This window comes from Ureibacillus thermosphaericus, assembly GCF_002370195.2.
Lineage (GTDB): Bacteria > Bacillota > Bacilli > Bacillales_A > Planococcaceae > Ureibacillus > Ureibacillus thermosphaericus.
This window is the reverse complement of the sequence record NZ_AP018335.1, coordinates 3,464,102-3,488,104: the sequence shown is the minus strand read 5'-3', so window position 1 is coordinate 3,488,104 and position 24,003 is coordinate 3,464,102. Positions and strand designations below refer to the sequence as shown.

21 protein-coding genes, 2 pseudogenes and 1 riboswitch are annotated in these 24,003 nt (G+C 35.7%); of the genes and pseudogenes, 10 read left to right on the top strand and 13 right to left on the bottom strand.

Annotated features, from left to right (window positions below):
* Window positions 1-15: 15 nt before the first annotated feature.
* Window positions 16-402, top strand: coding sequence for a tetratricopeptide repeat protein (locus UtA1_RS16850; RefSeq protein WP_126434553.1), 387 nt, complete (start codon window positions 16-18; stop codon window positions 400-402).
* Between the two features lie 334 nt (window positions 403-736).
* Here UtA1_RS16850 and UtA1_RS17745 read toward each other — a convergent pair whose 3' ends face one another.
* The 3 genes and pseudogenes from UtA1_RS17745 to UtA1_RS18115 form a co-directional block, all read right to left on the bottom strand.
* Window positions 737-1,210: a glycosyltransferase family protein gene (locus tag UtA1_RS17745; RefSeq protein ID WP_232019960.1), complete on the bottom strand. Its 474-nt coding sequence runs from the start codon at window positions 1,208-1,210 to the stop codon at window positions 737-739.
* Window positions 1,211-2,098: 888 nt separating this feature from the next.
* Window positions 2,099-2,404 (bottom strand): hypothetical protein, encoded by a 306-nt coding sequence (locus UtA1_RS16840; protein ID WP_197722729.1) that lies wholly within the window; start codon window positions 2,402-2,404, stop codon window positions 2,099-2,101.
* A 734-nt stretch (window positions 2,405-3,138) separates the two neighbouring features.
* A pseudogene (locus UtA1_RS18115) lies at window positions 3,139-4,446 on the bottom strand (collagen-like protein); the annotation flags it as partial.
* Window positions 4,447-5,277: 831 nt separating this feature from the next.
* On the opposite strand from UtA1_RS18115, the gene UtA1_RS17740 reads away from it, so the two are divergent.
* The 3 genes from UtA1_RS17740 (at window position 5,278) to UtA1_RS17385 (ending at window position 6,686) form a co-directional block, all read left to right on the top strand.
* A complete protein-coding gene (locus UtA1_RS17740) occupies window positions 5,278-5,712 on the top strand; it encodes an enoyl-CoA hydratase-related protein (RefSeq protein WP_232019874.1) in 435 nt (144 codons plus the stop codon).
* A gap of 32 nt (window positions 5,713-5,744) precedes the next feature.
* Entirely contained in the window at window positions 5,745-5,849 is a 105-nt protein-coding gene (locus UtA1_RS18110; RefSeq protein WP_408647345.1) for a hypothetical protein, read from the top strand.
* Window positions 5,850-6,542: 693 nt separating this feature from the next.
* Complete coding sequence (locus UtA1_RS17385; RefSeq protein WP_172597779.1) at window positions 6,543-6,686, top strand: hypothetical protein; 144 nt, start codon at window positions 6,543-6,545, stop codon at window positions 6,684-6,686.
* Window positions 6,687-6,840: 154 nt separating this feature from the next.
* On the opposite strand, the gene UtA1_RS16810 is transcribed toward UtA1_RS17385, so the two are convergent.
* The 4 genes from UtA1_RS16810 to UtA1_RS16795 all read right to left on the bottom strand — a co-directional run bounded on the left by UtA1_RS16810 (window position 6,841) and on the right by UtA1_RS16795 (window position 11,313).
* On the bottom strand, window positions 6,841-7,650 hold the full coding sequence (locus UtA1_RS16810; protein ID WP_096549645.1) for a TatD family hydrolase: 810 nt from the start codon (window positions 7,648-7,650) through the stop codon (window positions 6,841-6,843).
* A gap of 167 nt (window positions 7,651-7,817) precedes the next feature.
* On the bottom strand, window positions 7,818-9,059 hold the full coding sequence (locus tag UtA1_RS16805) for an aminopeptidase (RefSeq protein ID WP_096549644.1): 1,242 nt from the start codon (window positions 9,057-9,059) through the stop codon (window positions 7,818-7,820).
* A 75-nt stretch (window positions 9,060-9,134) separates the two neighbouring features.
* Window positions 9,135-9,674, bottom strand: coding sequence for a ribonuclease H-like YkuK family protein (locus tag UtA1_RS16800; protein WP_016837942.1), 540 nt, complete (start codon window positions 9,672-9,674; stop codon window positions 9,135-9,137).
* Between the two features lie 109 nt (window positions 9,675-9,783).
* Window positions 9,784-11,313 carry an alpha/beta hydrolase gene (locus UtA1_RS16795; protein ID WP_096549643.1) on the bottom strand — a complete coding sequence of 510 codons (1,530 nt, stop codon included), beginning with the start codon at window positions 11,311-11,313 and terminating at the stop codon, window positions 9,784-9,786.
* A 229-nt stretch (window positions 11,314-11,542) separates the two neighbouring features.
* Here UtA1_RS16795 and UtA1_RS16790 point away from each other — a divergent pair, with 229 nt between their 5' ends.
* Window positions 11,543-11,734 carry a hypothetical protein gene (locus UtA1_RS16790; protein WP_016837940.1) on the top strand — a complete coding sequence of 64 codons (192 nt, stop codon included), beginning with the start codon at window positions 11,543-11,545 and terminating at the stop codon, window positions 11,732-11,734.
* Between the two features lie 112 nt (window positions 11,735-11,846).
* Here the strand turns inward: UtA1_RS16790 and sstT are convergent, their stop codons facing one another.
* Together sstT and UtA1_RS16780 are read right to left on the bottom strand one after the other, a co-directional pair.
* Complete coding sequence (gene sstT, locus UtA1_RS16785) at window positions 11,847-13,058, bottom strand: serine/threonine transporter SstT (RefSeq protein WP_096549642.1); 1,212 nt, start codon at window positions 13,056-13,058, stop codon at window positions 11,847-11,849.
* Between the two features lie 187 nt (window positions 13,059-13,245).
* Complete coding sequence (locus UtA1_RS16780; RefSeq protein WP_016837938.1) at window positions 13,246-13,665, bottom strand: DUF1284 domain-containing protein; 420 nt, start codon at window positions 13,663-13,665, stop codon at window positions 13,246-13,248.
* Window positions 13,666-13,869: 204 nt separating this feature from the next.
* Between UtA1_RS16780 and UtA1_RS16775 the strand changes: the two genes are divergently transcribed.
* A complete protein-coding gene (locus UtA1_RS16775) occupies window positions 13,870-14,070 on the top strand; it encodes an alpha/beta-type small acid-soluble spore protein (protein ID WP_016837937.1) in 201 nt (66 codons plus the stop codon).
* 94 nt (window positions 14,071-14,164) lie between these two features.
* Here the strand turns inward: UtA1_RS16775 and UtA1_RS16770 are convergent, their stop codons facing one another.
* Both UtA1_RS16770 and dapA read right to left on the bottom strand, forming a co-directional pair.
* On the bottom strand, window positions 14,165-15,466 hold the full coding sequence (locus UtA1_RS16770; RefSeq protein ID WP_168412208.1) for an arsenic transporter: 1,302 nt from the start codon (window positions 15,464-15,466) through the stop codon (window positions 14,165-14,167).
* A 190-nt stretch (window positions 15,467-15,656) separates the two neighbouring features.
* A complete protein-coding gene (dapA, locus tag UtA1_RS16765; protein WP_096549641.1) occupies window positions 15,657-16,544 on the bottom strand; it encodes a 4-hydroxy-tetrahydrodipicolinate synthase in 888 nt (295 codons plus the stop codon).
* Between the two features lie 107 nt (window positions 16,545-16,651).
* A riboswitch (Lysine riboswitch) is annotated at window positions 16,652-16,830 on the bottom strand.
* 245 nt (window positions 16,831-17,075) lie between these two features.
* On the opposite strand from dapA, the pseudogene UtA1_RS16760 reads away from it, so the two are divergent.
* A pseudogene (locus tag UtA1_RS16760) lies at window positions 17,076-18,230 on the top strand (DHH family phosphoesterase).
* Between the two features lie 76 nt (window positions 18,231-18,306).
* Here the strand turns inward: UtA1_RS16760 and UtA1_RS16755 are convergent.
* Window positions 18,307-18,972, bottom strand: coding sequence for a restriction endonuclease (locus UtA1_RS16755; protein WP_096552333.1), 666 nt, complete (start codon window positions 18,970-18,972; stop codon window positions 18,307-18,309).
* 175 nt (window positions 18,973-19,147) lie between these two features.
* Here UtA1_RS16755 and UtA1_RS16750 point away from each other — a divergent pair, with 175 nt between their 5' ends.
* On the top strand, window positions 19,148-20,212 hold the full coding sequence (locus UtA1_RS16750) for an LLM class flavin-dependent oxidoreductase (protein ID WP_096549639.1): 1,065 nt from the start codon (window positions 19,148-19,150) through the stop codon (window positions 20,210-20,212).
* 721 nt (window positions 20,213-20,933) lie between these two features.
* Here the strand turns inward: UtA1_RS16750 and UtA1_RS16745 are convergent.
* Window positions 20,934-21,857 carry a ketopantoate reductase family protein gene (locus tag UtA1_RS16745; RefSeq protein WP_172597897.1) on the bottom strand — a complete coding sequence of 308 codons (924 nt, stop codon included), beginning with the start codon at window positions 21,855-21,857 and terminating at the stop codon, window positions 20,934-20,936.
* 444 nt (window positions 21,858-22,301) lie between these two features.
* Here UtA1_RS16745 and UtA1_RS16740 point away from each other — a divergent pair, with 444 nt between their 5' ends.
* Window positions 22,302-23,150, top strand: a complete 849-nt coding sequence (locus UtA1_RS16740; RefSeq protein WP_096552329.1) for a DegV family protein — start codon at window positions 22,302-22,304, stop codon at window positions 23,148-23,150.
* 187 nt (window positions 23,151-23,337) lie between these two features.
* The gene (locus UtA1_RS16735; RefSeq protein ID WP_016837929.1) at window positions 23,338-23,814 is read left to right on the top strand and encodes a flavin reductase family protein; all 477 of its coding nucleotides are present in this window, start codon (window positions 23,338-23,340) and stop codon (window positions 23,812-23,814) included.
* Window positions 23,815-24,003 lie beyond the last annotated feature (189 nt).

The following is a 24,003-nucleotide window of genomic DNA, read 5'->3' as shown; positions in this document are numbered from 1 at the left end:
CGTGCATGTATTAATATGGCTTTTTGTTATAGAAGCTTAGGAAACATAGAAAAAGAAATCGAGACGTTAATCCGTTCGATACAATACGATGTACCAAGACCAGAAGTATCTTGTCGAATGGGTGATTTGTATCTAGAAAGAAAACTCTACGATAAAGCGATTATGTGGTATCAGTTTGCTTTAATGGTAGACACATCAAACATACAAGGTATTGTACAAAAACCATATTCTACTTGGTATCCATACTTACAGCTTTGCGTTTGTCATTGGCATAAAGGGGATAAAGAATTGGCAGTCGAATATAATAAAAAAGCAAAAGAATATCGTCCGAATGATCCATCAGTGCTTTATAATGAAGAATTTTTCAAGAAGTATTTCGAAGAACAAAACAATGAAAAATAAAACAGGCTGTATCAAATCGATACAGCCTAAATTTTTTATTTATTGTTTTTGAGACTGTCTTAATTTTTCTAAACAAAGTTGTTTATAATGTTCTGCTTTAAAGCTTCCATTTTAATATTAAATATTTAGTTATTCCCCAAGCTCGAGACATTTTTCAAAACATGCTAAAGCCTCTTCATAATTGTTGGTTTGATAAAATATAATCCTCTTAAAAAATGTAAATCTACATAATCAGGATATAAAGCAATGGCTTTTTCTATTCCTTCTAATGCATTATCCAAACTATTTATCAACGAGAATCCCATATTTTAAACGGTAGAGAATAGATGGAGGCTTAATTTAAAAAAACGAATTCATTTAAATAATCAAAAGCTTTATTATAATCTCCTCTACGATAATATTCATTTGCTAAATGGTATTCAATCCAGGGACTATGGTTTGGATTTTTATACTCCTCTTGAATAAGTTGTAGATTCCGTTCTGCTTTATTACGCTTGGTGGTTAATTTGTCAATATATCCATAATGATGAATTGGAATCTCTAAATAATCGGTTGTGTAACTGGAATCATGAGGATTAGGAAAAATAGGGGTTTCATGAATCCGATTATAGAATTGGATGCCTTTATGGTTTTGAAATAAACGTGGTTGATAATATATAAAAGCTTTTTCCCGATCAACTGGAAACGATTCACCGTAATAATTCATTACTGGCATTAAATACATTGTAGTAGTGGAATTCTTTAAAACTTCCATTAGCAATTGTTCATGGCCAGTTTCCAATTCCTCATCTGCATCGAGCCATAAAATCCAATTCCCTGTTGCCTTGGATAGGGCGAAGTTTCGCGCTTCTGCAAATCATCCATGCATATGAAATATCGCATTATATTTTTTACATATATCTTGTCTTATCGGTTGAACCAGTATCAACAATAATTATTTCTTGCACAATCTTTTAAACATTGTTCAATAAAATCCGCTTCATCTTTAACAATCATACAAAGGGAAATTGAAGGGGAAGACAATAAACCTACACTTCCTTTTTCCGAGGTATTTGCATATTGTTTGCCAACCAAGGTGGAGGTAAGGGTGACAAAATGATTGTTACGAGATTTGATTCGTCATCATTTGATTCTTCATAGGTTTCTTCATGAATACGAATGTAATAATAGTTCAAAATCTGAGCAACCGTTTTTCTGAAATCATTTGATGTTCTTCAAGAAAAGGATATTGTTGTAATAACATTTGCATTTTTTCAAATAGTTCTCTATTTGAGTCCGTAAACGAAGGTGTTATTACTTCGTAAGAAAAGTATGTTCGATAAATATAAAAGTGAAGAAAGCAGCATGTGTAATTTTTCAATTAATACTAATGATTGGATTACTTGTGTTTCACTTTGAAGTAGTTCTTCTTTAGTTTTTGATTGCGACGTTCAAAATAGTTTATTAGGAATTGGGCAAAAATAATGTTGAAAAGTTTAGTGAAGATTGTAACAACTCAACTTTGATTTTCTTGCATTGTTCACCCCTCGTAAAATGCATATCGATTAATGATCGTATTTTTTTTCGGATTTACACTTTGGACAATGACAATCCCTCTTCTTCTTGTTTAGGGCAATAGCATAATGAAGAATCGAACGGGTCTTTACAATGATGATGTTTACATTTACAATCTTTCTCTTCCTTGCATTCTTTACATTTAATGTTTACGAGGATGACAGCAAGATTTTTGATTCAGTGTCACCACATCTTCAAGCTTGAATTGGAGCAAGATTTGCGATTTCACTACGGTGCGCAACGTTTGATTGACGCTCTCATTGATTTTTAAGTAGCCAAAATCGCAAGGAGACTTTTTTATAAACATTTGAAGTTTTTCGGCTTCAGCATTCAAAATATGGGAAAGACCAATTTCCTCCATTGCAATGGAAGAAAGCAATAAATTGATGGTCTTACATCGATCTAATGTAATCTCAGGAGTAATATCGGGAATGGTAGGCAAAGACATTCAAAGTGACCTCCTTAAATAGATAACCATCCATGTGGCTCAATGTACTCTCATACACCCTCTAGTTTATTGAAACGAAGCTGGATTTGTGCCTAATTTCAATGATTTCGTTCATTTTTGAATCATTAATTTCAGAGTGCCTGTCACTAGTTTCCAAATTAAAACTGAGTAAAATTGATGTTGTAATGAGTGATTTCAAAAAAAACTGCAGACCACTTGAATCATTCAAGTGAGTCTGCAGTTTAAATGGATTGGCTTAAGCAATTCGATGGATGGACCAAACGATTGGAGCGTCAGCACCGCCAAGGGTTATGCTAATTGTTAATCCATCATTTTTACATAGAATAGACCTATATTATCATTTGCAGTAAGTTCTACTTCTCCTGCTATTGTGACTGTTCCATTACCAAGAATAGCTCTTAAACCAACACCTAATGCAAGTTCAATGTTTAAAATTGGGAATAGTCCTACGATTAAATCATCGCCGGTAGTAATATTGCGTACTACAAATGCTGGGTCGCCACCAAAGATTCCTGTTAAAGTTGCAGTTGTAAGCTGATAGTTGCTGCGATTGAGTATCTTCCAGTAGCTGGAACTGTAAAGACACCAGTAGTAGGATCAAAGCTAGTTGTATTAAAGTATGGTGGAGCTACACTCAGTTGCCAAGCTGAGTACCTGTGGATACACTAGCTGCTGTTCTAACTGCCGAGAATCCTTTCATCTGCAAAGTTTGGTCCAGTCGGTCCCGTAGGTCCAGTCGGTCCAGTTGGTCCCGTAGGTCCAGTTGGTCCGTAGGTCCAGTCGGTCCAGTTGGTCCAGTTGGTCCAGTTGGTCCAGTTGGTCCAGTCGGAGTCGGTCCAAGTCCCGTAGGTCCAGTTGGTCCCAGTCCGGTCCAGTCGGTCCAGTTGATCCAATTGGTCCAGTCGGTCCAGTCGGCCCAGTAGGTCCAATCGGTCCAATCGGTCCAGTTGGTCCTTGAGGTCCCGTAGGTCCAGTTGGTCCAAGGCCCGGTCCCGGTTGAGGTCCCGTAGGCCCAGTAGGTCCAGTAGCGCCCTGAGGTCCATAGGTCCAGTTGGTCCAGTATCACCTTGAGGTCCCGTAGGTCCAGTAGCGCCTTGAGGTCCCGTAGGCCCAGTAGGTCCAGTAGCGCCCTGAGGTCCTTGAGGTCCAGTAGGTCCAGTAGCGCCCTGAGGTCCCAGGTGAGGTCCAGTCCCAGTAGGTCCCAGTAGCACCTTGAGGTCCGTAGGTCCAGTAGCGCCCTGAGGTCCAGTCGGTCCAGTCGGTCCCGTCGGTCCTTGAGGTCCAGTAGGTCCAGTAGCGCCCTGAGGTCCTGTAGGTCCAGTCGGTCCAGTCGGTCCTTGAGGTCCAGTAGGTCCAGTAGCGCCTTGAGGTCCCGTAGGCCCAGTAGGTCCAGTCGGTCCTTGAGGTCCCGTAGGTCCTGTTGGCCCTGTCGGAATTGAAGGTAAATTAATATCTACAATTGCAGAACCTTCAGTAACTTCAATATCCAATGTATCAGATCTAATAGTTAAGGTTTCACCTAAACGGATTGTGGCAATACCTGAATTACCTTGCACATAGAATAAGAACTGATTTGGATCAAATACTCCCGTAGGTCCAGTAGGTCCAGTAGCACCTTGAGGCCCAGTAGGTCCAGTAGCACCCTGAGGTCCCCAGTCGGTCCTTGAGGTCCAGTAGGTCCAGTCAGTAGGTCCAGGCGGTCCTGTAGGTCCCTCAGTTGAAATTAACTTTGTAACTTGCTTTAGTTTATTGTCCAATAATAATTCTTTCTTAATTGACATTGCGATTGTATCATGAACACTGCTATTAACTTGTAACAGATCATCAAGCGTTGCTGCTGGTGATAGCCCAGAAATACCCGGAATTGTTCCTAACGCATATTGGATTTTTTCACCCTCAGCATTAAGAATATGAGCTAAACTTAATTCTTCCATTGCAATGGAAGCAAGCAATAAGTTTATGACATCAGCTCTGCTAATGGTTATATTGGGGGTAATGTTTGGTAGATTGGGCTGAGACATTCCATAACTCCTTTCCTTTAAAATGTAAATGTCTCACCATGGCATTAACTAAGAACCTTAAATAGTTAATGACCATTGGTAATACAGTCGTTAATAATCTATTCTTTCTTGAAAAGGAGATAAGGAATAAAAGCCTATTTGCGTTGAAAAACCCAATTCTTAATTCAATAAACAAATTCATAGATTTTATTACAATAAAGTTGAAAAAATTAATAACACCTATGCTTATTCTTCAGTAATTCGATTACTTGTTTTAATTTATTATCTAATAAAAGTTCCTTCTTGATTGCCAGTAATTAAAGTATGATTAACACTGTCGTTAATTTTCAGGATTAATTCAGCAGTAGTTGGAAGATGAGAACATGATTCGTTCATCTTTTCAATTGCAAATTGAATTTTTTCACCTTCTGCATTAATTGATGTGAGCTAAACCGATTTCTTCTAAAGCAATAGAAGCTAAATAAAAGGTTGATGACATCTTCACGATCTATACGAATCTTAGGTGAGATGTCTGGAATGTTAGGCATTGACATAGAATACGCTCCCTCCACATAAACTCTAAACGTACGTAAGATTAGGCATACATACAATAGTAATATATTCATGAATTGATTAGGGGTTCATTTGTCGATATTGATGGAGTAATCGATTTATACTCACGAATAAAGGGGAAGTGGTGAGGCGAAAAAGGCGAGGACTGGGACATCTCTGCTTAATCAATATAGTAATCTAAGTAACAGAATAAAATTGTAGAAAAAAGTAAACTGATTTATCTTGACCTCAAATATCAGAAGATTCAAAATAAAGATATCAATGAAAAGGGGTGGAGAAATGAGGTATCTACAATACCGCCAAACAGAGGAGATTGGCTATATTACCATCGATAATATGCAGGAGTTTAACACCTTAACGATGGCATTATTAGAAGAATTGGACAATCTTTTGAAGCAAATTGCCAAAGCTCGTGAGGTGAAAGTGGTAGTTTTTGAAGGTTCAGACAAAGTTTTTTGTGCGGGTCATAGCTTGCGAGAGATTGAATCGATGACAGAGAATGAAGTACTCAAACTTTTCCAAACTTGTCAAACAGTTATGCGAACAATACGAGAGTTGCCGCAACTTGTTATTTCAAAGGTAAAAAAAGCAGCGGTTGCGGCTGGTTGTCAATTAGTTGCTGCAAGTGATATGGCTATCGCTAGTGAAGATGCTAAGTTTGCAACACCCGGAATAAATAGTGGACTATTTTGTAGTACCCCGGCAGTATTTTAAGCCGCAATATTGGAAGGAAAAAAGCAGTGGAAATGTTGTTTACAGGAAACTCAATTTCTGCTGAAGAAGCGCTTCAACATGGGTTGGTTAATAAAGTGGTTCCCCCTGAATTACTAGATATCGAAACAGAAAAATAGCAAAAGAAGTAACGAAGCAAAGCTTAAATATCATTGAACTTGGGAAACGACAATTTTATCAGCAAATTAATATGGAAGATTTCCAAGCACTTAATTATGCTACAGAGGTAATTGCTCTAAATAGTAAGCATCCAGATGCTCAAGAAGGAATTCGCGCTTTCTTTGAAAAGCGTCAACCAGTATGGACGGATTCCAAAACGGTTATATAGTAAAAATAAGTTTACATTTTTAAAAAGGAGAATTTGAACAAAAAACAAATTCTCCTTTTTTAGTGCGCCTGGCATGGGTGTAATCTATAGGGTGTAAGTCCCGAACTGTGAAGGCAGAAGTAACAGTTAACTTAACGCAAGGGTGTCCGTGGTGACGCGGAATCTGAAGGAAGCGAGCGGCAAACTTCCGGTCTGAGGAACACGAACTTCATATAAGGCTAGGTATCATTGGATGAGTTTGCTAAACAAAACAAAGTCCTTTCTGCCAAAGGTGGTACAGAGTAAATGAAGCAGATAGATGGAAGGAAAGATTACATTCTTACCCGGGGAGGTCTGGCGGATAGGTGAAGTACGCTTCATAACCTACTTAGTGATAAGTAGCTGAACCGTCAGAAGTCAGCAGAGGTCATAGTATTAGTTGGTTTAGAACTACTAAGAAGGACCGAACAATTAAGAGAGAATAGCCCTTGGCATTCAGTGAGTCATGATGAACACAGAAAACGTAGTACCTCACTTGAGGAAGGAAGCGGTGAATCCCGTGGGAGACCTCTTGGAGGGTGGAGTGACCACTGGCATAAAGAGAACAGCTATTCACGGAAGTTATAAAGACTTGCGTCAATCATCTTAATTGAACCGCCGTATACGGAACCGTACGTACGGTGGTGTGAGAGGACGGGAGTTAATCGCTCCCTCCTACTCGATTATCTTCATTAATTTGTTAAAAAACAGATGCTTATTATACTGATTATTCCAATCATGTTTGTTAAATCAATTTGAATTTGCTAAATATCCAATGAAGGTTCCGGTAAATTGAAAAGTTTACGTGTATTCTCTGTTGCATGTTTCGCAACCACTTCCGGTTTGACGCCCATAAATTTAGCGATTTCATTTACGATATGAGGCAAGAAGGAAGGTTCATTTCGCCGATTTTTTGGTCTATTTTCCATATTCCTAGGAAGAAGGTAAGGTGCGTCTGTTTCGATTAATAATCGGTCAAGTGGTATGTATTTTACTGCATCTTGCAAGGCTTGCCCTCTGCGCTCATCACAAATCCAGCCGGTGATTCCTATATAGAATCCCATCGATACGTATTTTTTCACTTGCTCTTTATTCCCTGTAAAACAATGGACCACCGATTTTTCGGTCATATCCATAAAGTTTGCAAAAATTTCGCAAAAACGATTGTGAGCATCACGTTCGTGCAAAAAGAGAGGCATCGAAAGTTTTCTTGCTAAATGTAGATGGGCTTCAAAACACTCTTCTTGAATATCTTGGGGAGAAAACATTCGATTGAAATCTAGACCGCATTCACCAATGGCAACGACTTCATCATACTGTGCTAATTGTTCCAACTCATCGATTGTGTTATTAGTAAAATTTTTGGCATCGTGGGGGTGAATACCGGCAGTTGAAAACAACACATTTGGATATTCTTTTGCAATTTCTAAACCCTGTTTACTGTTCCTTAAACTAGTGCCAGTAACAATCATTTGAACTACTCCATTTTGAAGTGCACGTTCAATAACTTCACTTCGATCATTTTGGAATTGTTTATCTAATAGATTAACTCCAATATCGATTAAATGCTGCATTAAATTTCCTCCACTATGTATTCAAAATTAATGTGAAAAGCATTATAAAAACAATATACTGACAAAAAGGTGATTTCAAGAATAATGAGTTAAATCTATGGATATTGTATGGAGTAAATAAAAGGAGAACTTGAGTAAACCCAAATTCCCCTGTCTCATTTTTTGTATTAGAATGCCCAATCGCCTTTGCGGAAAATAGGAACGATGGAGCCATCTCGTGTTATTCCATCAATATCCATTTCTGCAGAACCAATCATAAAGTCCACATGAACGTTTGAAATATTTAAACCTTGGGCACGCAATTCTTCTTCGCTCATTTTTGTACCACCTTCTATTGTAGAGGGGTAGGCGGAACCAATCGCGATGTGATTTGAAGCATTTTCATCAAATAATGTATTGAAGAATGTTACGCCCGATTGGGAAATTGGAGAAGGATCAGGTACAAGTGCAACTTCTCCCAAGCCGGTAGCTCCTTCATTTTCAAATACAAGTTTTTTAATAACTTCATCGCCTTTTTCTGCGGAAATATCCACAATCTTTCCGTCTTTAAAATAAGCTACAATGCCTTCAATTAATTGTCCTGCATAACTTAAAGGTTTCGTGCTGCGAACGACTCCGTCCATGCGGCGAGTATCGGGTGCTGTGAAAAGTTCTTCCGTTGGCATGTTGGCAATAAATTGCTCACCTTTTGGATTATAACTTTCTGCACTTGTCCAGATGTGATTTTTTGGCAACCCTAATTTAAAATCAGTTCCTGGCGCCTTGAAATGCAGGGCTTCAAATTGGTATTCATTTAATTTTGTTGCTTTTTCATTTAATAAACTTATATGTTTGTCCCATGCAGCAATTGGATCGTCCTCATATACCCGGCAAGTTTTAAAAATTTGATTCCATAAAGCATCGACTTGTGCTTCAGTAGTTTCTAAGTGAGGGAACATTTTATTTGCCCAAGCGCTGCCAGCTGCTGCTGCAACGGTCCATTTCAAATCGTTATTTTGTGTTGCTTTTCGTTGAACTTGGAAGGCTTGACTAGCAGCTTTTTGGAATGCAGCCACTTTGGCAGGATCTGCTGCGTCAAGCAAGCTTGGGTCACTGGAAAGAATGGAAAGTCTTGAAACGCGCTTATTTAACACATGGTCTTCGGATTCCTCAATTTCATATGGAGGAATATCCGTTAAAACATTTGTTGGTTGATGAATATAATGTAATTTTGTGATTTCATCATCGGTCCATTTAACAATCACTTTTTCTGCACCTAGTGCGTATGCTTCTTCGGTGATGAGACGTGCAAGTTGTGCTTGGTCAACGGAAATGGACATTTTAACCCAATCGCCCGGTTGTACATTGATTCCTTTTGCCACTAAAAGTTTGGCATATTTTTTTAATAACTCATGGAAATTTTGTAGCATATCTATTCCTCCACATGTGTTTTTTCCAATTTTATCATATTCATAATAGAATGATTCAAGGAATACATTGTATGGTTATTTCTTTGTAAAACGATTCGCATAGGTGCTTGCAACAAAGGAGTCTGGTTTAATCTTTGCTTCAATTCCAAGGGAGTTCATTCTCGCAATCATTTCATTGACAAAGACGCTTGTTTTGTTTCGATTTCCGCTTCCAATATCGATATGTCCTTCAATGGTGAAGCTAGCTCCTTTATATACATAAGGTAATACGATATTTATCAACTGCTCTATTTTTTCTTCTGTAAATAAAGAAACGACTTCTTCGGTTAAAGAGGTTTCGTAAGAAATACGTTCATGTAAGTTTGTCATTCTCCTTGGGACAATGACTTTTCGAAAACATGCCCAAACGCCCTTTCCTTTTTGCTGAATGACAATTCCGGTAATAAATTTTGTTTCTTTACTAAATACTTGTGAATCTGTTCCAAACATTAAAACAAAATTACCGGTTGGTTCTTTTCTCATAAACTGTACAATTGCGTCGAAAACTTGCTCGAAAGTCATGTTCTTTTGACTCAAATTTTGAAAGGTTCCGTCTGTTATTCGATCGCTCTCCATAGAGATCTTACCTTTCTTAAGTTGTTATTGAATTAGTACAGTTTATTCACTATTAGGACATAAATGTGCTTTTCCAATAGTACAAAAAAGACCCAATCATTTGGGTCTCTTATTTTATGCACGGTTCAATTTCATTACCTGTTTTGATATCGATAACTTTTTCATTATGAAGAGGAGCAGGAATCGTCTTGCTTTCTGGTGGTTGGATATTTTGTTCTACCCAATCCACCAACAAATTAAATGCTTGATGTGCATACGGCAACAATGGTTGAAGTTCTTTGTCTGGATCTGTTGCTGGATTCCAAACGAGTCCATCTACATGATTACCATTTTCTATAATATATAATCGATGTAAATGTTCTCTTTTCGCTCGTTTCACTAATTTTTCATATCCTTTTGCATGAATTTCTCGGAATATAAGCGTATCTAATGATCCTGTAATACTGATTAACGGGACTTCAATCTTACCTGTATTTTCGATTTCTTTTATATTATCTTTGATTAATTTTCGTCTTTGATTGTACTGATAGTTTTTGAAAATATGGTCAAAGGATCGATCACGTAAGCCGTTTTCGTCAAATCTTAAGTAATTTGGCCATTCTATCCGATTAGGTGCAGTTGGATCAAAATGGTCACGATAAATGTTTAAGGTGACAAACCAATATATTTGGTCATGATAAACCCATAATTTTTCAGATCCTTTTGGAACGCCTGCTTTATATAATTCTTTTATTGCTTGTTCCTTTGCTTTTCCGCTACCATAAAGGGCTTCTTCTGCATGGTTGACAACAGAAACTAACGAACTTATGAGATTAGGGGCTTTTTCTGTCCAAAGAACACCTTCCCAGTCTACACCGCCATCGAAAAGTCGCGGTTCTCCGGTTTTTTCAGGGTTATCATTTTCCAATGCGAAACGAACAACATAACCTCCATTTGAGATTCCAATGGCATATGTCGGCACTTTATGATCTGGCTGAATTAATTTGCTTGCAGGATTTGAAGCATCATTCGGGTTAATAAGTCGGTCGCTAAAATTGTTTATCAAATATTGATGTGAAGCTTTAGTAATTTGTCTAAAACGAAGATGCCATTCTCGAACAGAATCATCTTCATCAACTAAAGCATTTTTCACTTTTGCCAATGGATCACCTTCGACTTCAGTGCCTTGAGTTCCTTTATCAATCGCTGCAAAAGCATACCCTTTTTCAAGAACAAAATCGCTAAATAAAAGATCTGTTGAGGTTTCATTTCTTGTGGCTGGAATGCCTGAAACGACTAATTTGCCATTCCACTGGTCAGGTACTCGAATGACAAATTGTGCATCATCAAATGCACCGGTTACTTGAGTGCCTGTTATTTTTGCAGGTTTATACATTTGGAACCAACCTGTTTCCTTTTCTGGGTCACCCCAATAAATGGGAGCTATCATATTGTTGCCATAAAGGTTAGCTTTTTCAAGTTGTTCAGGATTCAATGTTGTGAGCCAACGATCATCTTGTCCATCAAAATAAGTAACTTTTACAGAATGTGCTCCAGGGATAATTTCTTCATTTGCATGGGCTGCTGCACCTCCACCAATTGAGTGAGCACCAAAGAAGAGCAATGGGGTTAATGTAATTCCAATTAGTTTTCGATACAAAGTAAGGACACCCCTTTATTAAACGAGTTTACTCTATTTCTATATTCAATTTTCTTGCAATTTATGAGATGTATTCAGATTTTCTGTAACTATTTAGGAAAATGGAGTTAAATGGTTATAACAAATTTGATATAATTTATTCATATTAAAGAAAATTCTTTTAATTACAGGTGAAAAAAATAAAAAAACATCATAAAATATAATTAAAAGGAAAATAGGAGGAATGCTGATGATAACCGGTCAGTTAGAGCGGGCATTTCAGTTAGCTGAAAAGCATCGTCTCGAAGTTAGTACCATTTTAGAATTAAACAAAATCATAAGGAAGGAAATTAATTCGACCCCTATGGTAGAAGAAAAAATCCTTCAACAAGTCATTAAGATATTGGAAAATAATAAAAGATTACTTAGGGAGGCAACTTAGGAATTGGAAAAACATGTTGAATTATATGGTGATATAGACGAATTTGATTAAAGGCACTGCTCTGTAATAAGAAATGAGAGCAGTGCCTTAATAATTTATACATATTCTATTATTAATTTGATTTACGCTCTTTTGCCCATTCAGCTGTTGCTGTAAATAATACGTCGGATGATGAATTTAATGCAGTTTCACAAGAATCTTGTAATACGCCAATAATGAATCCAACAGCTACAACTTGCATAGCAATATCATTGGAAATTCCAAAAAGACTACAAGCGACAGGAATTAAAAGCAATGATCCTCCAGCGACACCAGAAGCTCCTGCAGCAGAAAGTGCAGAAAGTACTACTAATATGATAGCGGTCATTACATCTACTTCAATTCCTAGTGTATGGCTTGCTGCAAGCGTTAATACAGAGATTGTAATTGCAGCTCCCGCCATATTAATTGTGGCACCTAATGGAATAGATACAGAATAAGTATCTTTATTTAAACCTAATTTTTCACATAATGCCAAATTGACCGGAATGTTTGCAGCAGAACTACGTGTAAAGAACGCAAAAATTGCACTTTCTTTTAATGTCATCCATACAAGCGGATATGGATTTTGCTTTGTAAAAATAAATGTGATGAGCGGGTTTATAACTAATGCAACAAAGAACATACAGCCAAGAAGAACAATTAGCAATTTTCCGTATTCAACTAATGTGGAAAGACCATTTGTTGCTATCGCATCAAAGACAAGCCCCATAATACCAATAGGTGCAAATTCAATTACCCATTTCACAATTGTTGAAATTGCTTCTGAAAGATTGTCAATCATGGTTTTTGTTGAATCTGCTGCTTTCTTAAGCGCAATTCCTAGAAGAACGGCCCAAGCCAATATGCCAATGTAATTTGCATTCATAAGAGCATTTACCGGATTACTAACAACATTAAAAAGCAACGTTTCAAAAACTTCTGCAATACCTTCTGGAGGAGACACATCTTCAGCACTCATTTTTAATGTCAGTGTCGTTGGGAAAATGAAGCTGGCAATGACACCGATTGCACCAGCGGAAAAAGTACCGATAGCATAAAGAATTAAAATCAATTTCATATTGGTTTTTGTTCCGCTTCGATGGTTTGCAATCGCTTGAATAACCAATACCAATACAAGTACTGGTGCCACGGCTTTTAATGCACCGACAAACAAGTTTCCGAAAATGGATACCCAACTGAAAGTATCAGGTATTGTAATAGCTAGAAGAATACCTAAAATTAAACCGATTAAAATTCGTTTGACTAAGCTAATTTGACTCCATGTATGAAATAGTTTTTTCATAAAAACCTCCAAAGATTAAAATCTTGCTTACAAATACAAATGTTTACACGAAAAGGACATTTAAGATAGATATAGTTTAGCACGAATTTTTAAAATCCAAAGAAATTTGTTATTTCGGAAAAATGTAAATAGTATTTATATTTAGATAAAATAAAAAATCTCCTCACCAGGAGATTTTTATAAATGGTTATTTATTTACTTCCCATAAACCTTCGCCATTTAAGATTCTTTGGATGCCTGCTTTACATACACCATAGGAACGCCATGTACAACTTTCACAAAGAATATCTATATCTTCAGGAGTTGCGAATTTTTGAATGCGAGACTCAATTTCTTCCCAAGTGAGAGTTTGACCAATCTGTATCCCTAACTTTTCCAAAATTTGTTTATCTCTTATGTAGATGTTTTCATCTTGACAATGATATTTTCCGCAGTTTGGGTATTTTTCACAAATTTGATCGATGCCCTCGATGATGTGAATTAAAGTCTTGGGGTTTTTCCTAAGTTCTTGGTGGATGCGCTTCATATTTTCCGCAAATTCTTTAGAATATCCCATACCTCTAAAACCAACAAGGCAAAATAGATGATGCCCTCGTATTTTATACATGAATTGCTCCTCCTAAAGTTAACGTTAACTAACTAACATATTAACATACTGATTAGGAGGAAAAAATTAGAATATATGACGCTATTGTAATATTGTTACAACTTAAATAATCTGTTTTTTCCAGTGAATCTCAATGTTCCCTACATTTCTAAAGTATTAAAAGCTATAGCTTGAGCATTCTAATGGCACAAGGAGGTGAACAACATGACAAATCGTAGTTCTAACAAACTAGTATTCCCAGGGGCAGAAGCTGCATTGAATCAAATGAAATATGAGATTGCACAAGAGTTTGGCGTAAACCTTTCACCAGATACTTCTTCCCGAGCTAATGGTTCAGTTGGTGGAGAAATTACGAAACGTCTTGTGCAAATGGCTCAACAACAATTGAAAGGAAACTCAGAATAATTGGCAATAATAAACACACCTAAGTTCAAATGTTCTTAGGTGTGTTATTATTGTAACCATTATAATTAAATTTTACTCATATAAAAATAAAGAATCAAAATAATAATAACGTCAAATATAAACCAACTAATGTGAAGAATAGTATTGGAAGTGTCAGGATAATCCCCATTTTAAAATAAGCTCCCCAAGAAATTTTAATCCCCTTGTTTGAGAGTACATGTAGCCACACAAGCGTAGCAAGTGAACCAATTGGTGTAATTTTGGGACCTAAATCTGAGCCGATTACATTGGCATAAATTAAAGAATCGCGAATTACACCTGACGTGGAAGTTTCCGCTATTGCTAATGAGTCAATCATAATTGTAGGTAAGTTATTCATAACTGAAGATAAGAAGGCTGCAATATACCCCATTCCAATCGTAGTAGTGAATAATCCTCCTTGCACTGTCCATTCAATAACATAGGCTAGTCCTTTCGTGAAACCTGCATTTCCTAATCCATAAACGACTAAATACATACCGATGGAGAAAAATACAATATTCCATGGCGCTCCTTTTATTACGGCTTTTGTATTGACTGCTGAACTTTTTCGAGCCATCGCCAATAAGAATATCGCCATAATCCAACCAATAATACTAACGGGTACATGAATCCATTCAGCTGAAAAATAACCGGTTAATAAAATTGCCATTACCGGCCACGCTAATTTAAACATCTTTTCATCCCGTATGACTTCCCGTGGATTTTTTAGCATCATTACATCATACTTTGATGGAATAGATTTCTGGAAGTATAAAAATAGAACGATAATGGTTGCTATTAATGAAAAGAAATTAGGAATAATCATTCGTAAAGAGTATTCCATAAAGCTGATTCCAAAAAAATCTGCTGCGATTACGTTTACTAAGTTACTTATTAAAAAAGGGAGGGAAGTAGTGTCAGCTATAAAACCACTAGCCATAATAAAAGGGAAAATCATTTTCTCATTAAAATTTAAATTTCGAACCATTGCAAGAACAATAGGGGTCAAAATTAATGCTGCACCATCATTTGAAAAGAAGGCTGAAACAAAAGCTCCAAGAACTGTAACGTAAATGAACATTCTAATACCGTTCCCTTTTGCTATGCGAGCCATGTGCAGTGCAGACCATTCAAATAAACCAATTTGATCCAATATTAAGGAAATGATTATAATCGCAATAAATAATAATGTCGCATTCCAAGTAATGTTAACAACTTCAAAGACGTCATTAATATCCACTACTCCAACAATCAATGCAACTATTGCGCCACAGCAGGCTGACCAACCGATATTGATATTTTTTGGTTGGCGAATTACGAGTATGAGCGTGATGATAAATATTAAAATGGCTAATAGTAAATTGAGCAAAATCATATCCTCCAACAAAGTTGAATTGTGACATATTGAAGATAAAAAAATAAGCACTTATGAATTTAGTTAAATGCCTAAAATTCACAAATGCTATTATATCACTATTCATTTTCCTATCGAATATTTTATTTACTTTTCCACCAAGTATTATTTATCAAAATAAAAACCTGCCATTTTCATGGCAGGAGAATATTTATGAAATCAATTGTAATTGTGTATTTCTTAATAAATAATCTAGCATTTTTTGTTGCTCTTCGTTTAATGGCACTAGTGGAAGACGAACACCACCAACTGTTATGCCTTTCATATTTAATGCTGCCTTAACAGGAGCAGGATTTGGTGCAATGAACATCGCTTTCATAATTGGTAACAGGTTTCGATGTTCTTTTGCAGCTTCTTGAATATTTCCAATGAAGAAATTTTTAATCATAGATTGCATTTCATTGCCGATAATATGAGAAGCAACGGAAATTACTCCTGTACCACCAATTGCTAATGTTGGTAATGTTAAGCTATCATCCCCGCTATATAGTGAGAAATGATTTGGCGTGTTTTCGATAATTTGTGCCATTGCATCTAAATTTCCACTTGCCTCTTTAATTGCAACAATATTCGGTATTTTCGCAAGACGAACTACCGTATCAACGGATAAATTGACGACACTACGGCCAGGAATGTTATAGAGTACAATTGGCAGTTTTGTATTTTGTGCAATTGCTTTAAAGTGTTCATACATTCCTTCTTGGTTTGGTTTATTGTAGTATGGAGTTACAAGCATGATGCCATCCACCCCGGCATCTTCTGCTTTTTTAGTAAGTTCAATGGAAGCTCTCGTATTATAAGAGCCCGTACCTGCAATTACAGGAACTCTACCATTTACAGTCTTCACAGTAAATTTAAACAGTTCTACTTTTTCTTCATCTGTTAAAGTAGGAGATTCTCCAGTTGTACCACATACCACTAATCCGTCTGTGCCGTTTTCAATTAAATGTTGAATTAGAATTTCCGTAGCCTCAAAATCTACGTCACCATTTTTGTCAAATGGCGTTACCATTGCTGTTAATACTCTTCCGAAATTCATTCTTCTCCACATCCTTTTCAATGTTATTTAATGGAGAAGGGCAATTTCTTTATAAACGCAAAAAGCAACAACGAAGAGCCTCGTTGTTGCAAAAAGGAAGATTTTTTGCGTAAGATAGCCCTCCATATAGTTTCCTATATGACAGTCCTACACTTATTCAATGCAGAACCAGCCCCTAGAAAAATGAGTTTCTAGGGACTTCGGCAAATCCCCCTTTCCACAATTATCATTGGACCTCATTATCCTCAAACTGTGTACTCTTGGTTTTTGCACCTCTATCCTTACTTCAAAGCAATATTGAAATAAGTCGATGGATAATTGTATATAATTGTAGCTCCTTTTATTTGGAAAAGCAATAACAATTAAGTATTTAAATATCATTTATGATTGAATTTTGTACAATATGCAGAAAAATTTTAAATTTTCAATCGAAAATTTTGTTAAATTGAAAATTTAAAAGGAATTCTAACTTCTTTGCAATAATATTGCTGTTGTTTTTATAAAAAGCATCCATACTACTGGTGAAATAGAATATATAAATTGCTGTCCCACAATGATTTAGATGGGGTTGGATGTGGCATTTCAGCGAAACTTGCCTTTGGACAAGATGTAAAAGTAGGATATAATTCAATTGCTTCACTTGAACGGGAAATTGAATACTTTTTAGAAAATGATTTGCCTGATACTTTTTTATTTATTACAGATTTATCACCTAGTGAAGAAAATGACACAAGATTAAATGCACATTTTAAACAATATAAAAATATTCAACTTATTGATCATCATAAAACAGCGTTGCATTTTAATGAATATGATTGGGGAACGGTATTAGTCGAAAATGAGGAAGGGAAGCTAGAAAGTGCAACTTCATTATTTTATCAGTTTTTAGTTGCAAACGAGTTATTAAAGCCAACAGAGGCAATTGATGAATTTGTGGAGCACGTAAGACAATATGATACTTGGGAGTGGGAAAAACGATAATGATAAAGCCCATTTCTTAAATTCATTGTTTTTCTTAGTGTCCATCGATGAATTTGAAGAAACGATGATTGACAGACTAACTTCTTCTGAACACTTCGATTTTGATGAATTAAGAAGATCGGATAGAACGATATATTCGTCGCAAAAAAAGAGAGGTAGTGCAAATAAAAAATGATGAGTATTTTGCTGGAGTTGTATATGCAGAATCTTATCATTCAGAATTAGGAAACGAATTAAGTAAAGAACATCCTCATCTTGACTATATCGCTATATTGAATATGGGAAGTAAAAAAATTTCTTTCCGCACTATTCATGACCATGTGGATGTTTCGGAAATCGCAGCAGTGTATGGCGGAGGAGGACATCAAAAGGCAGCGGTTTGTAACTTAACAGAGGAAACATATCAAATATTTGTACAAAATACTTTTCAGCTTGATCCAATGCCTCAAGATGCGAAATATAATCGGTATAATGTAAAGGAATCTTCTTTTGGTACGATGTATGCTGATGCCGATGATAACAATTATTTTATATTACAAAAAGATGGCGTTTGGATGATTGAAAAATCCAGAACAATTAATAGAAACAACTTTTGCAAGTTTTGAAGAAGCAGAAAAATATTTAAAGAGGATGTATGAAGCCTATCTAGTACGTGATGAAGTGTTTGTTGAGTATTTAATGAATCGAGTAAAAAAAGAACATTAGAAGTAGATGATTGAAATATTTTTTATGAATGCAAAATTCGCTAGCTCCTTTCAATTTAGCTAGCGAATTCTTATTATTATTTATGTTGTGATAAATATAATGCGGTTTGGAAAACGAACTTTTTATTTTCATCCTGCATCATATTTATTAATTCATCGTGATCAATTAAAAGTATATGGTTTAAGGAAGAAAACTTTTTGGCAGATGGTGTAAAAGATTGATTTGTAATAATCATTGCGCCATCTGCACTGTATGTTTTTATATTGACAGCAACTTGTTGAACCTTTCGGATGTCAACTGCATTTGCCCCTTTTATAATCTGTATTATATATTTTCTCGTACCTTTCCATAAAATAAGATCCACATTGAAAGTTTCAATGTCCTTTGTAATAAGTGCTACGTAACGATGTTTTTCAAAAAGTTTTTTTAATAGATGGATGTACTCCGTTTCTAGCAAATTATTCAATTGTATAAGTTCTTTCTGTAAAAGATCGTTGTCAGTGTGAACGGTTTTTATTAAATGCAATGTACGATTAATTAAATAAAAAATAAAACGAAAACTTGAAGTTCTAAAAGGCTTGTAGAATATCACCAAAGTAATGAAAATCATGAAATACAATTTAATATCATATACATTTAGTTCAATAGAAATCAAACTGAATAATGTGATAACAATACCAAAACTGAACATCAAAATCATTAAAAATTCAATTACTTTGCTTTCAAATTTTCTTTCTTTCATCTACATTCATTCCTTGTTTTTTATATTATTTTTAACTTTTGGAGCTGAATATATTCTAAAAAAGGATGAGAATTAAAAACAGAATATTTGATAATCATCCTAATATTTGTGTATGATTACAAAGAAAAATATTTCAATTTCGAGATAATATGTTTTGTATGTGGAGGGAATGAGGATGGAAATAGGGTTAACGACATTTGTAGAAACGACGCCAGATGTAAGAACGGGAAAAGTGATAAGTCATGCGGAGCGACTTCGAGAAGTTGTAGAAGAAATTCAACTAGCTGATGAAGTGGGATTAGATGTTTATGGAGTAGGTGAGCATCATCGAAAAGATTATGCTTGTTCATCACCTGCTGTATTGCTTGCTGCGGCCACAACGAAAACAAAAAATATTAAATTAACGAGCGCAGTAACTGTATTATCTTCAGATGATCCAGTGAGAGTGTATCAGCAATTTGCTACATTGGATGCAATTTCGAACGGGCGTGCAGAAATTATGGCAGGCCGGGGTTCTTTCATAGAATCTTTTCCGTTATTTGGTTATGACTTACAGGATTATGATGAATTATTCGAGGAAAAGTTAGATTTATTACTACAAATACAGAAACAAGAAATCATTCATTGGAACGGTAAACATCGTCCAAGTATTAATGGTCGAGGAGTATACCCAAGACCAGAAAATGAAGTTCCGATTTGGATTGCTAGTGGTGGAACGCCTCAATCGGTAGCTCGAGCAGGTGCGTTAGGCTTACCTTTATGTTTAGCGATTATCGGCGGCAGTCCATTACAATTTGCTCCTTTAGTGAAGTTATATTATCGTGCAGCAAAAGAAGCAGGACATGATATTTCCAAACTAAAAGTAGCATCTCACTCCCATGGATTTGTTGCGGAAACGACAGAAGAGGCGGTTGAAAAGTTCTTCCCTCCAACCCAATACGCAATGAATGTTTTAGGTAGAGAACGAGGATGGGGACCATATACGCAAGCGACATTTGATTATGCTAGAAGTTTAGAAGGAGCATTGTACTGTGGCGATGTAAAAACGGTAGCAGATAAAATTATTTTCTTGCGTAAAAATGTTGGAGTTACTCGCTTTATGCTCCACTGCCCAGTTGGTTCAATGGCTCATGAAGATGTGATGAGATGCATCGAATTGTTAGGGAAAGAAGTTGCACCAATTGTACGTGAAGAAGTAGCGAAATGGGAAGCGGAAGGTAATGGGCAAATCATAGTCTAGTAATAACTATCGATATTGGCTATTATTTTGCAAACTTTGACTATTATCTTTTTAGCTTGACTATAAAGTGATCGATTTTGGCTATTATCGGTCTTTCCCGAATCGAAATTGAAACGATTGGCAATTAAGTTCGCACATTTGACTATTATCCATTTTAGTTTGACTATTAAGTGATCGATTTTGGCTATTATCGGTCTTTCCCGAATCGAAATTTAATCGATTGGCAATTAAGTTCGCACATTTGACTATAATCCAATTTAGTTTGACTATTAAGTGATCGATTTTGGCTATTATCGGTCTTTCCCGAATCGAAATTTAATCGATTGGCAATTAAGGTCGCACATTTGACTATTATCCATTTTAGTTTGACTATTAAGTGATCGATTTTGGCTATTATCGGTTTTCCCTAAATCGAAATTAAAACGATTGGCAATTAAGTTCGCACATTTGACTATTATCCATTTTAGTTTGACTATTAAGTGATCGATTTTGGCTATTATCGGTCTTTCCCTAAATCGAAATTAAAACGATTGGCAATTAAGTTCGCACATTTGACTATTATCCATTTTAGTTTGACTATTAAGTGATTGATTTTGGCTATTATCAGTTTCCATGAATCGAAAATGTTATAGCTAAGCCTTATTTCAAATGAGAAATGATAAAGAGAGGACTGTCATCAACTTTTGCACAGTCCTCTCTCTTATAACACGAATATTTCTAATCAATAAACGTATTCAGATTCAATTTCTTTAATCTTTTCATACAGCATTTTATTTACCGGTGTATCAATTCCGTACTTTTTGCCAAGTTTTAATACAGTTCCAGCAAACAATTCAACTTCGCTTAGTCGTTTTGCATCGACATCTTGTGCCATTGATGGTTTTCCTTCTGGACTGAGAGTATCTAATACATCAAGCCAGTAATTTAAATCATCTTCTGTCAATGGAACACCAGCTTTATCTGAAATAGCAATAACTTCTCGCATAGCAGCAATCATCGTATTTCTTGCTTCACCTTCATTTTGTACTTCCCCATAATTGCTATTGTAAACGGCAACCGTTTGATTGACTCCAACGTTTAGCATGAATTTGCCCCAAATTCGATGGGGCATGTTTGTATCCACTTGATGTGGAAGTTCAACAGATTTGAAAAATTCGCTTAATCTTTTTGTTTTTTCACTAAGGATTCCTGGTTTTCTATCACCAAAGACGAGCATTCCTTTATGTTCAAATGTTAATTTGTTATCAATTTTTACTGCATCCATTCCTTGAGCGACACAATAAAGTACCTTTTCAAAGCCGTAAACTTGTCCAATCATTTCTTCGCTGATGATGCCATTTAATGCCGAAATGATTATCGTATGTTCACCTACATGGTGCTTAACAGATTGAATGGCTTCTTCTAAACCGTTAAACTTAACAGTAAAAATAAGTAAATCTGCAGGTTCTACATGCTCATCAGGTGTTACAAAGTGGAATTCACATCGTTCTCCGTTGCAAAATACCCCTTCAGTTTGATATTTTTCAATACGTTTTTTATCGGCTATGATTCGTACATTTTCTTTCGGAAGTTTTTGAGAAAAATGTTGACCATACATAATGCCTAATGCACCTAAACCGATAATTGATACCTTCTTTATACTCACAACCATCCCTCTTTCATTAACTTCTTACAAACGAAATCATTTCATTTAGTTTATCAAATTATTTGGCAAAAGGAATTCTTATTAAGGGTTATAAAAGCTAGAAAAAAAGAGATGCGAGGGTTATTCTCGCACCTTATAGATAAGAAAGGGGTTGTGAATATTTTGAACATGTTTAAAAACATGAGCAACTAAGCGGGATAGTTGAGTCATTCATCAGCTAAAGCTTTAATTCATTTCTTTATTAAGATTGTACTTCCAAAAAACATAAAATAAAAGGCATTAGAAAGTAGTTCAAAGATATTTCAAAACTTTTTGAACAGATAAAGAACAAATAAGAGTTCAGTGGAATGTCGATGATCATTTCTCAATGATTATTTTTCTAATATAGAATTATGTTATAATTGAAGAAATTTTGTTGGGATTATGAAAATAGAGGTGAGCCGTATGATTAAAATAACAGCCGATAGCACTTGCGATTTATCTCCTGAAATTATTGAGCAGTTAGATATTTCATTAATGCCATTACATGTGTTAATTAACGAGGAAGATTTTCGCGATGGAATTGATATTACGCCAAAAGATATCTTTCGTTATGTAAGTGAAGAAGGAAAAACTTGTAAAACGGCTGCGGTAAATGTATTTGAATATGAAAATTTATTCAAGGAGCTATCACCGCATTACGATGCTGTGATACATATTAGTTTAGGTTCTGGTTTTTCCTCTTGCTATCAAAATGCCAAAATTGCATCGGAACAATTTGATAATGTGTTCGTTGTAGATTCAAGCAACCTTTCTACTGGAAGTGGGCATGTTGTCTACGAAGCGGCACTTTTGGCAAAAAAGGGAGCACAACCAGAAGAAATCATAAAACATTTAGAAGAGATTATTCCTAAGGTAGATGCAAGTTTTGTGATTGATACGATGGAATACTTACGAAAAGGCGGACGCTGTTCCGGAATTGAAGCTTTCGGTGCTACATTGTTAAGAATTAAACCTTCCATTGAAGTTGTAGATGGTAAAATGATTGTTGGAAAAAAATATCGTGGGAACTTCGATCGCTGTATCGTTAATTATGTAAAAGACCGTTTTGAAAATAATGATGACATCGATTATTCAAGAGTGTTTATTACTCATTCCTATTGTTCATCCGAAACGGTTCTAAAAGTAAGAGAGGCAATTGAACAATATGCATCATTTGAAGAGATTATTGAGACAACGGCCGGATGTACCATTTCGACTCACTGCGGACCAAACACATTAGGAATCTTATATATAAGAAAAAGTAAAAAGTAGTTTTGTGGGGCTGTCTAGAAAAGTTAAAAACTAGACGGCTTTTTTCTTATTTATTTCCTTTTATTGTTTTAAAAAATTGAAGTTAGTTTCATTAGTATTCTGAACAAATATGTTCTGAAATGTGGAAAAAATATTGCTAATGTTTGTATAATTTGAATTAGAAAAAAGAATCATAGGAGGGGTTGGAATGGATCCAAAAGCAAAAAGAACTGCGCTAAGAGGCATCACATATGGACTGTATATTATTGGAACGAAAGATGACTCAGGAGTTAACGGCTTCGCAGGAAACTTTTTAACACAAACTTCTTTTGAACCTCCTCTCGTTGCCATCGCTGCCAAAGAAGGTACACGCTCTCAAAAACAAATTGCTGAAAGTGGGGTATTTAGTGTAAATATTTTAGAAACTGGTCAGAAAGATATGGTAACGGCTTTCTTTAAATCATTACAACCTGAAGGCAATAAACTAGCGGGTTACGAATTTTACACTGAAGAAACAGGGTGTCCAATCTTTAAAGATGCATTAAGCTTTTTTGAATGTAAAGTGGTGGACAAGATTGAAAAAGGTGACCACTATATTTACGTTGGTGAAGTGATTAATGCTGGTGTACACCGTGAAGGAGATCCGCTAACAATGAAAGAAACAGGTTTCTATTATGGCGGATAATAAAATTTATTCATATTTATAATGCAACAACATAACATGATTATTGAACAATCTTCAAAAGCTTTCCTAAAGCAGTAGTGCTCTTAGGAGAGCTTTTTTCTATCTCATTATGTTCGTTTCCAAAACTAGCTAATTAAAAATCAGTGGTATCATAAACAAAACGTAATCATACTATGTTATAAATTAGCC

What these genes read in the sequence shown, in the direction of transcription:
- UtA1_RS16850 (WP_126434553.1), top strand. Translation starts at nt 16, where the DNA reads ATGGCTTTTTGTTATAGAAGCTTAGGAAACATAGAAAAAGAAATCGAG.
- UtA1_RS16840 (WP_197722729.1), bottom strand. Translation starts at nt 2,404, where the DNA reads ATGTCTTTGCCTACCATTCCCGATATTACTCCTGAGATTACATTAGAT.
- UtA1_RS17740 (WP_232019874.1), top strand. Translation starts at nt 5,278, where the DNA reads ATGAGGTATCTACAATACCGCCAAACAGAGGAGATTGGCTATATTACC.
- UtA1_RS18110 (WP_408647345.1), top strand. Translation starts at nt 5,745, where the DNA reads ATGTTGTTTACAGGAAACTCAATTTCTGCTGAAGAAGCGCTTCAACAT.
- UtA1_RS17385 (WP_172597779.1), top strand. Translation starts at nt 6,543, where the DNA reads ATGATGAACACAGAAAACGTAGTACCTCACTTGAGGAAGGAAGCGGTG.
- UtA1_RS16810 (WP_096549645.1), bottom strand. Translation starts at nt 7,650, where the DNA reads ATGCAGCATTTAATCGATATTGGAGTTAATCTATTAGATAAACAATTC.
- UtA1_RS16805 (WP_096549644.1), bottom strand. Translation starts at nt 9,059, where the DNA reads ATGCTACAAAATTTCCATGAGTTATTAAAAAAATATGCCAAACTTTTA.
- UtA1_RS16800 (WP_016837942.1), bottom strand. Translation starts at nt 9,674, where the DNA reads ATGGAGAGCGATCGAATAACAGACGGAACCTTTCAAAATTTGAGTCAA.
- UtA1_RS16790 (WP_016837940.1), top strand. Translation starts at nt 11,543, where the DNA reads ATGATAACCGGTCAGTTAGAGCGGGCATTTCAGTTAGCTGAAAAGCAT.
- sstT (WP_096549642.1), bottom strand. Translation starts at nt 13,058, where the DNA reads ATGAAAAAACTATTTCATACATGGAGTCAAATTAGCTTAGTCAAACGA.
- UtA1_RS16780 (WP_016837938.1), bottom strand. Translation starts at nt 13,665, where the DNA reads ATGTATAAAATACGAGGGCATCATCTATTTTGCCTTGTTGGTTTTAGA.
- UtA1_RS16775 (WP_016837937.1), top strand. Translation starts at nt 13,870, where the DNA reads ATGACAAATCGTAGTTCTAACAAACTAGTATTCCCAGGGGCAGAAGCT.
- UtA1_RS16770 (WP_168412208.1), bottom strand. Translation starts at nt 15,466, where the DNA reads ATGATTTTGCTCAATTTACTATTAGCCATTTTAATATTTATCATCACG.
- dapA (WP_096549641.1), bottom strand. Translation starts at nt 16,544, where the DNA reads ATGAATTTCGGAAGAGTATTAACAGCAATGGTAACGCCATTTGACAAA.
- UtA1_RS16755 (WP_096552333.1), bottom strand. Translation starts at nt 18,972, where the DNA reads ATGAAAGAAAGAAAATTTGAAAGCAAAGTAATTGAATTTTTAATGATT.
- UtA1_RS16750 (WP_096549639.1), top strand. Translation starts at nt 19,148, where the DNA reads ATGGAAATAGGGTTAACGACATTTGTAGAAACGACGCCAGATGTAAGA.
- UtA1_RS16740 (WP_096552329.1), top strand. Translation starts at nt 22,302, where the DNA reads ATGATTAAAATAACAGCCGATAGCACTTGCGATTTATCTCCTGAAATT.
- UtA1_RS16735 (WP_016837929.1), top strand. Translation starts at nt 23,338, where the DNA reads ATGGATCCAAAAGCAAAAAGAACTGCGCTAAGAGGCATCACATATGGA.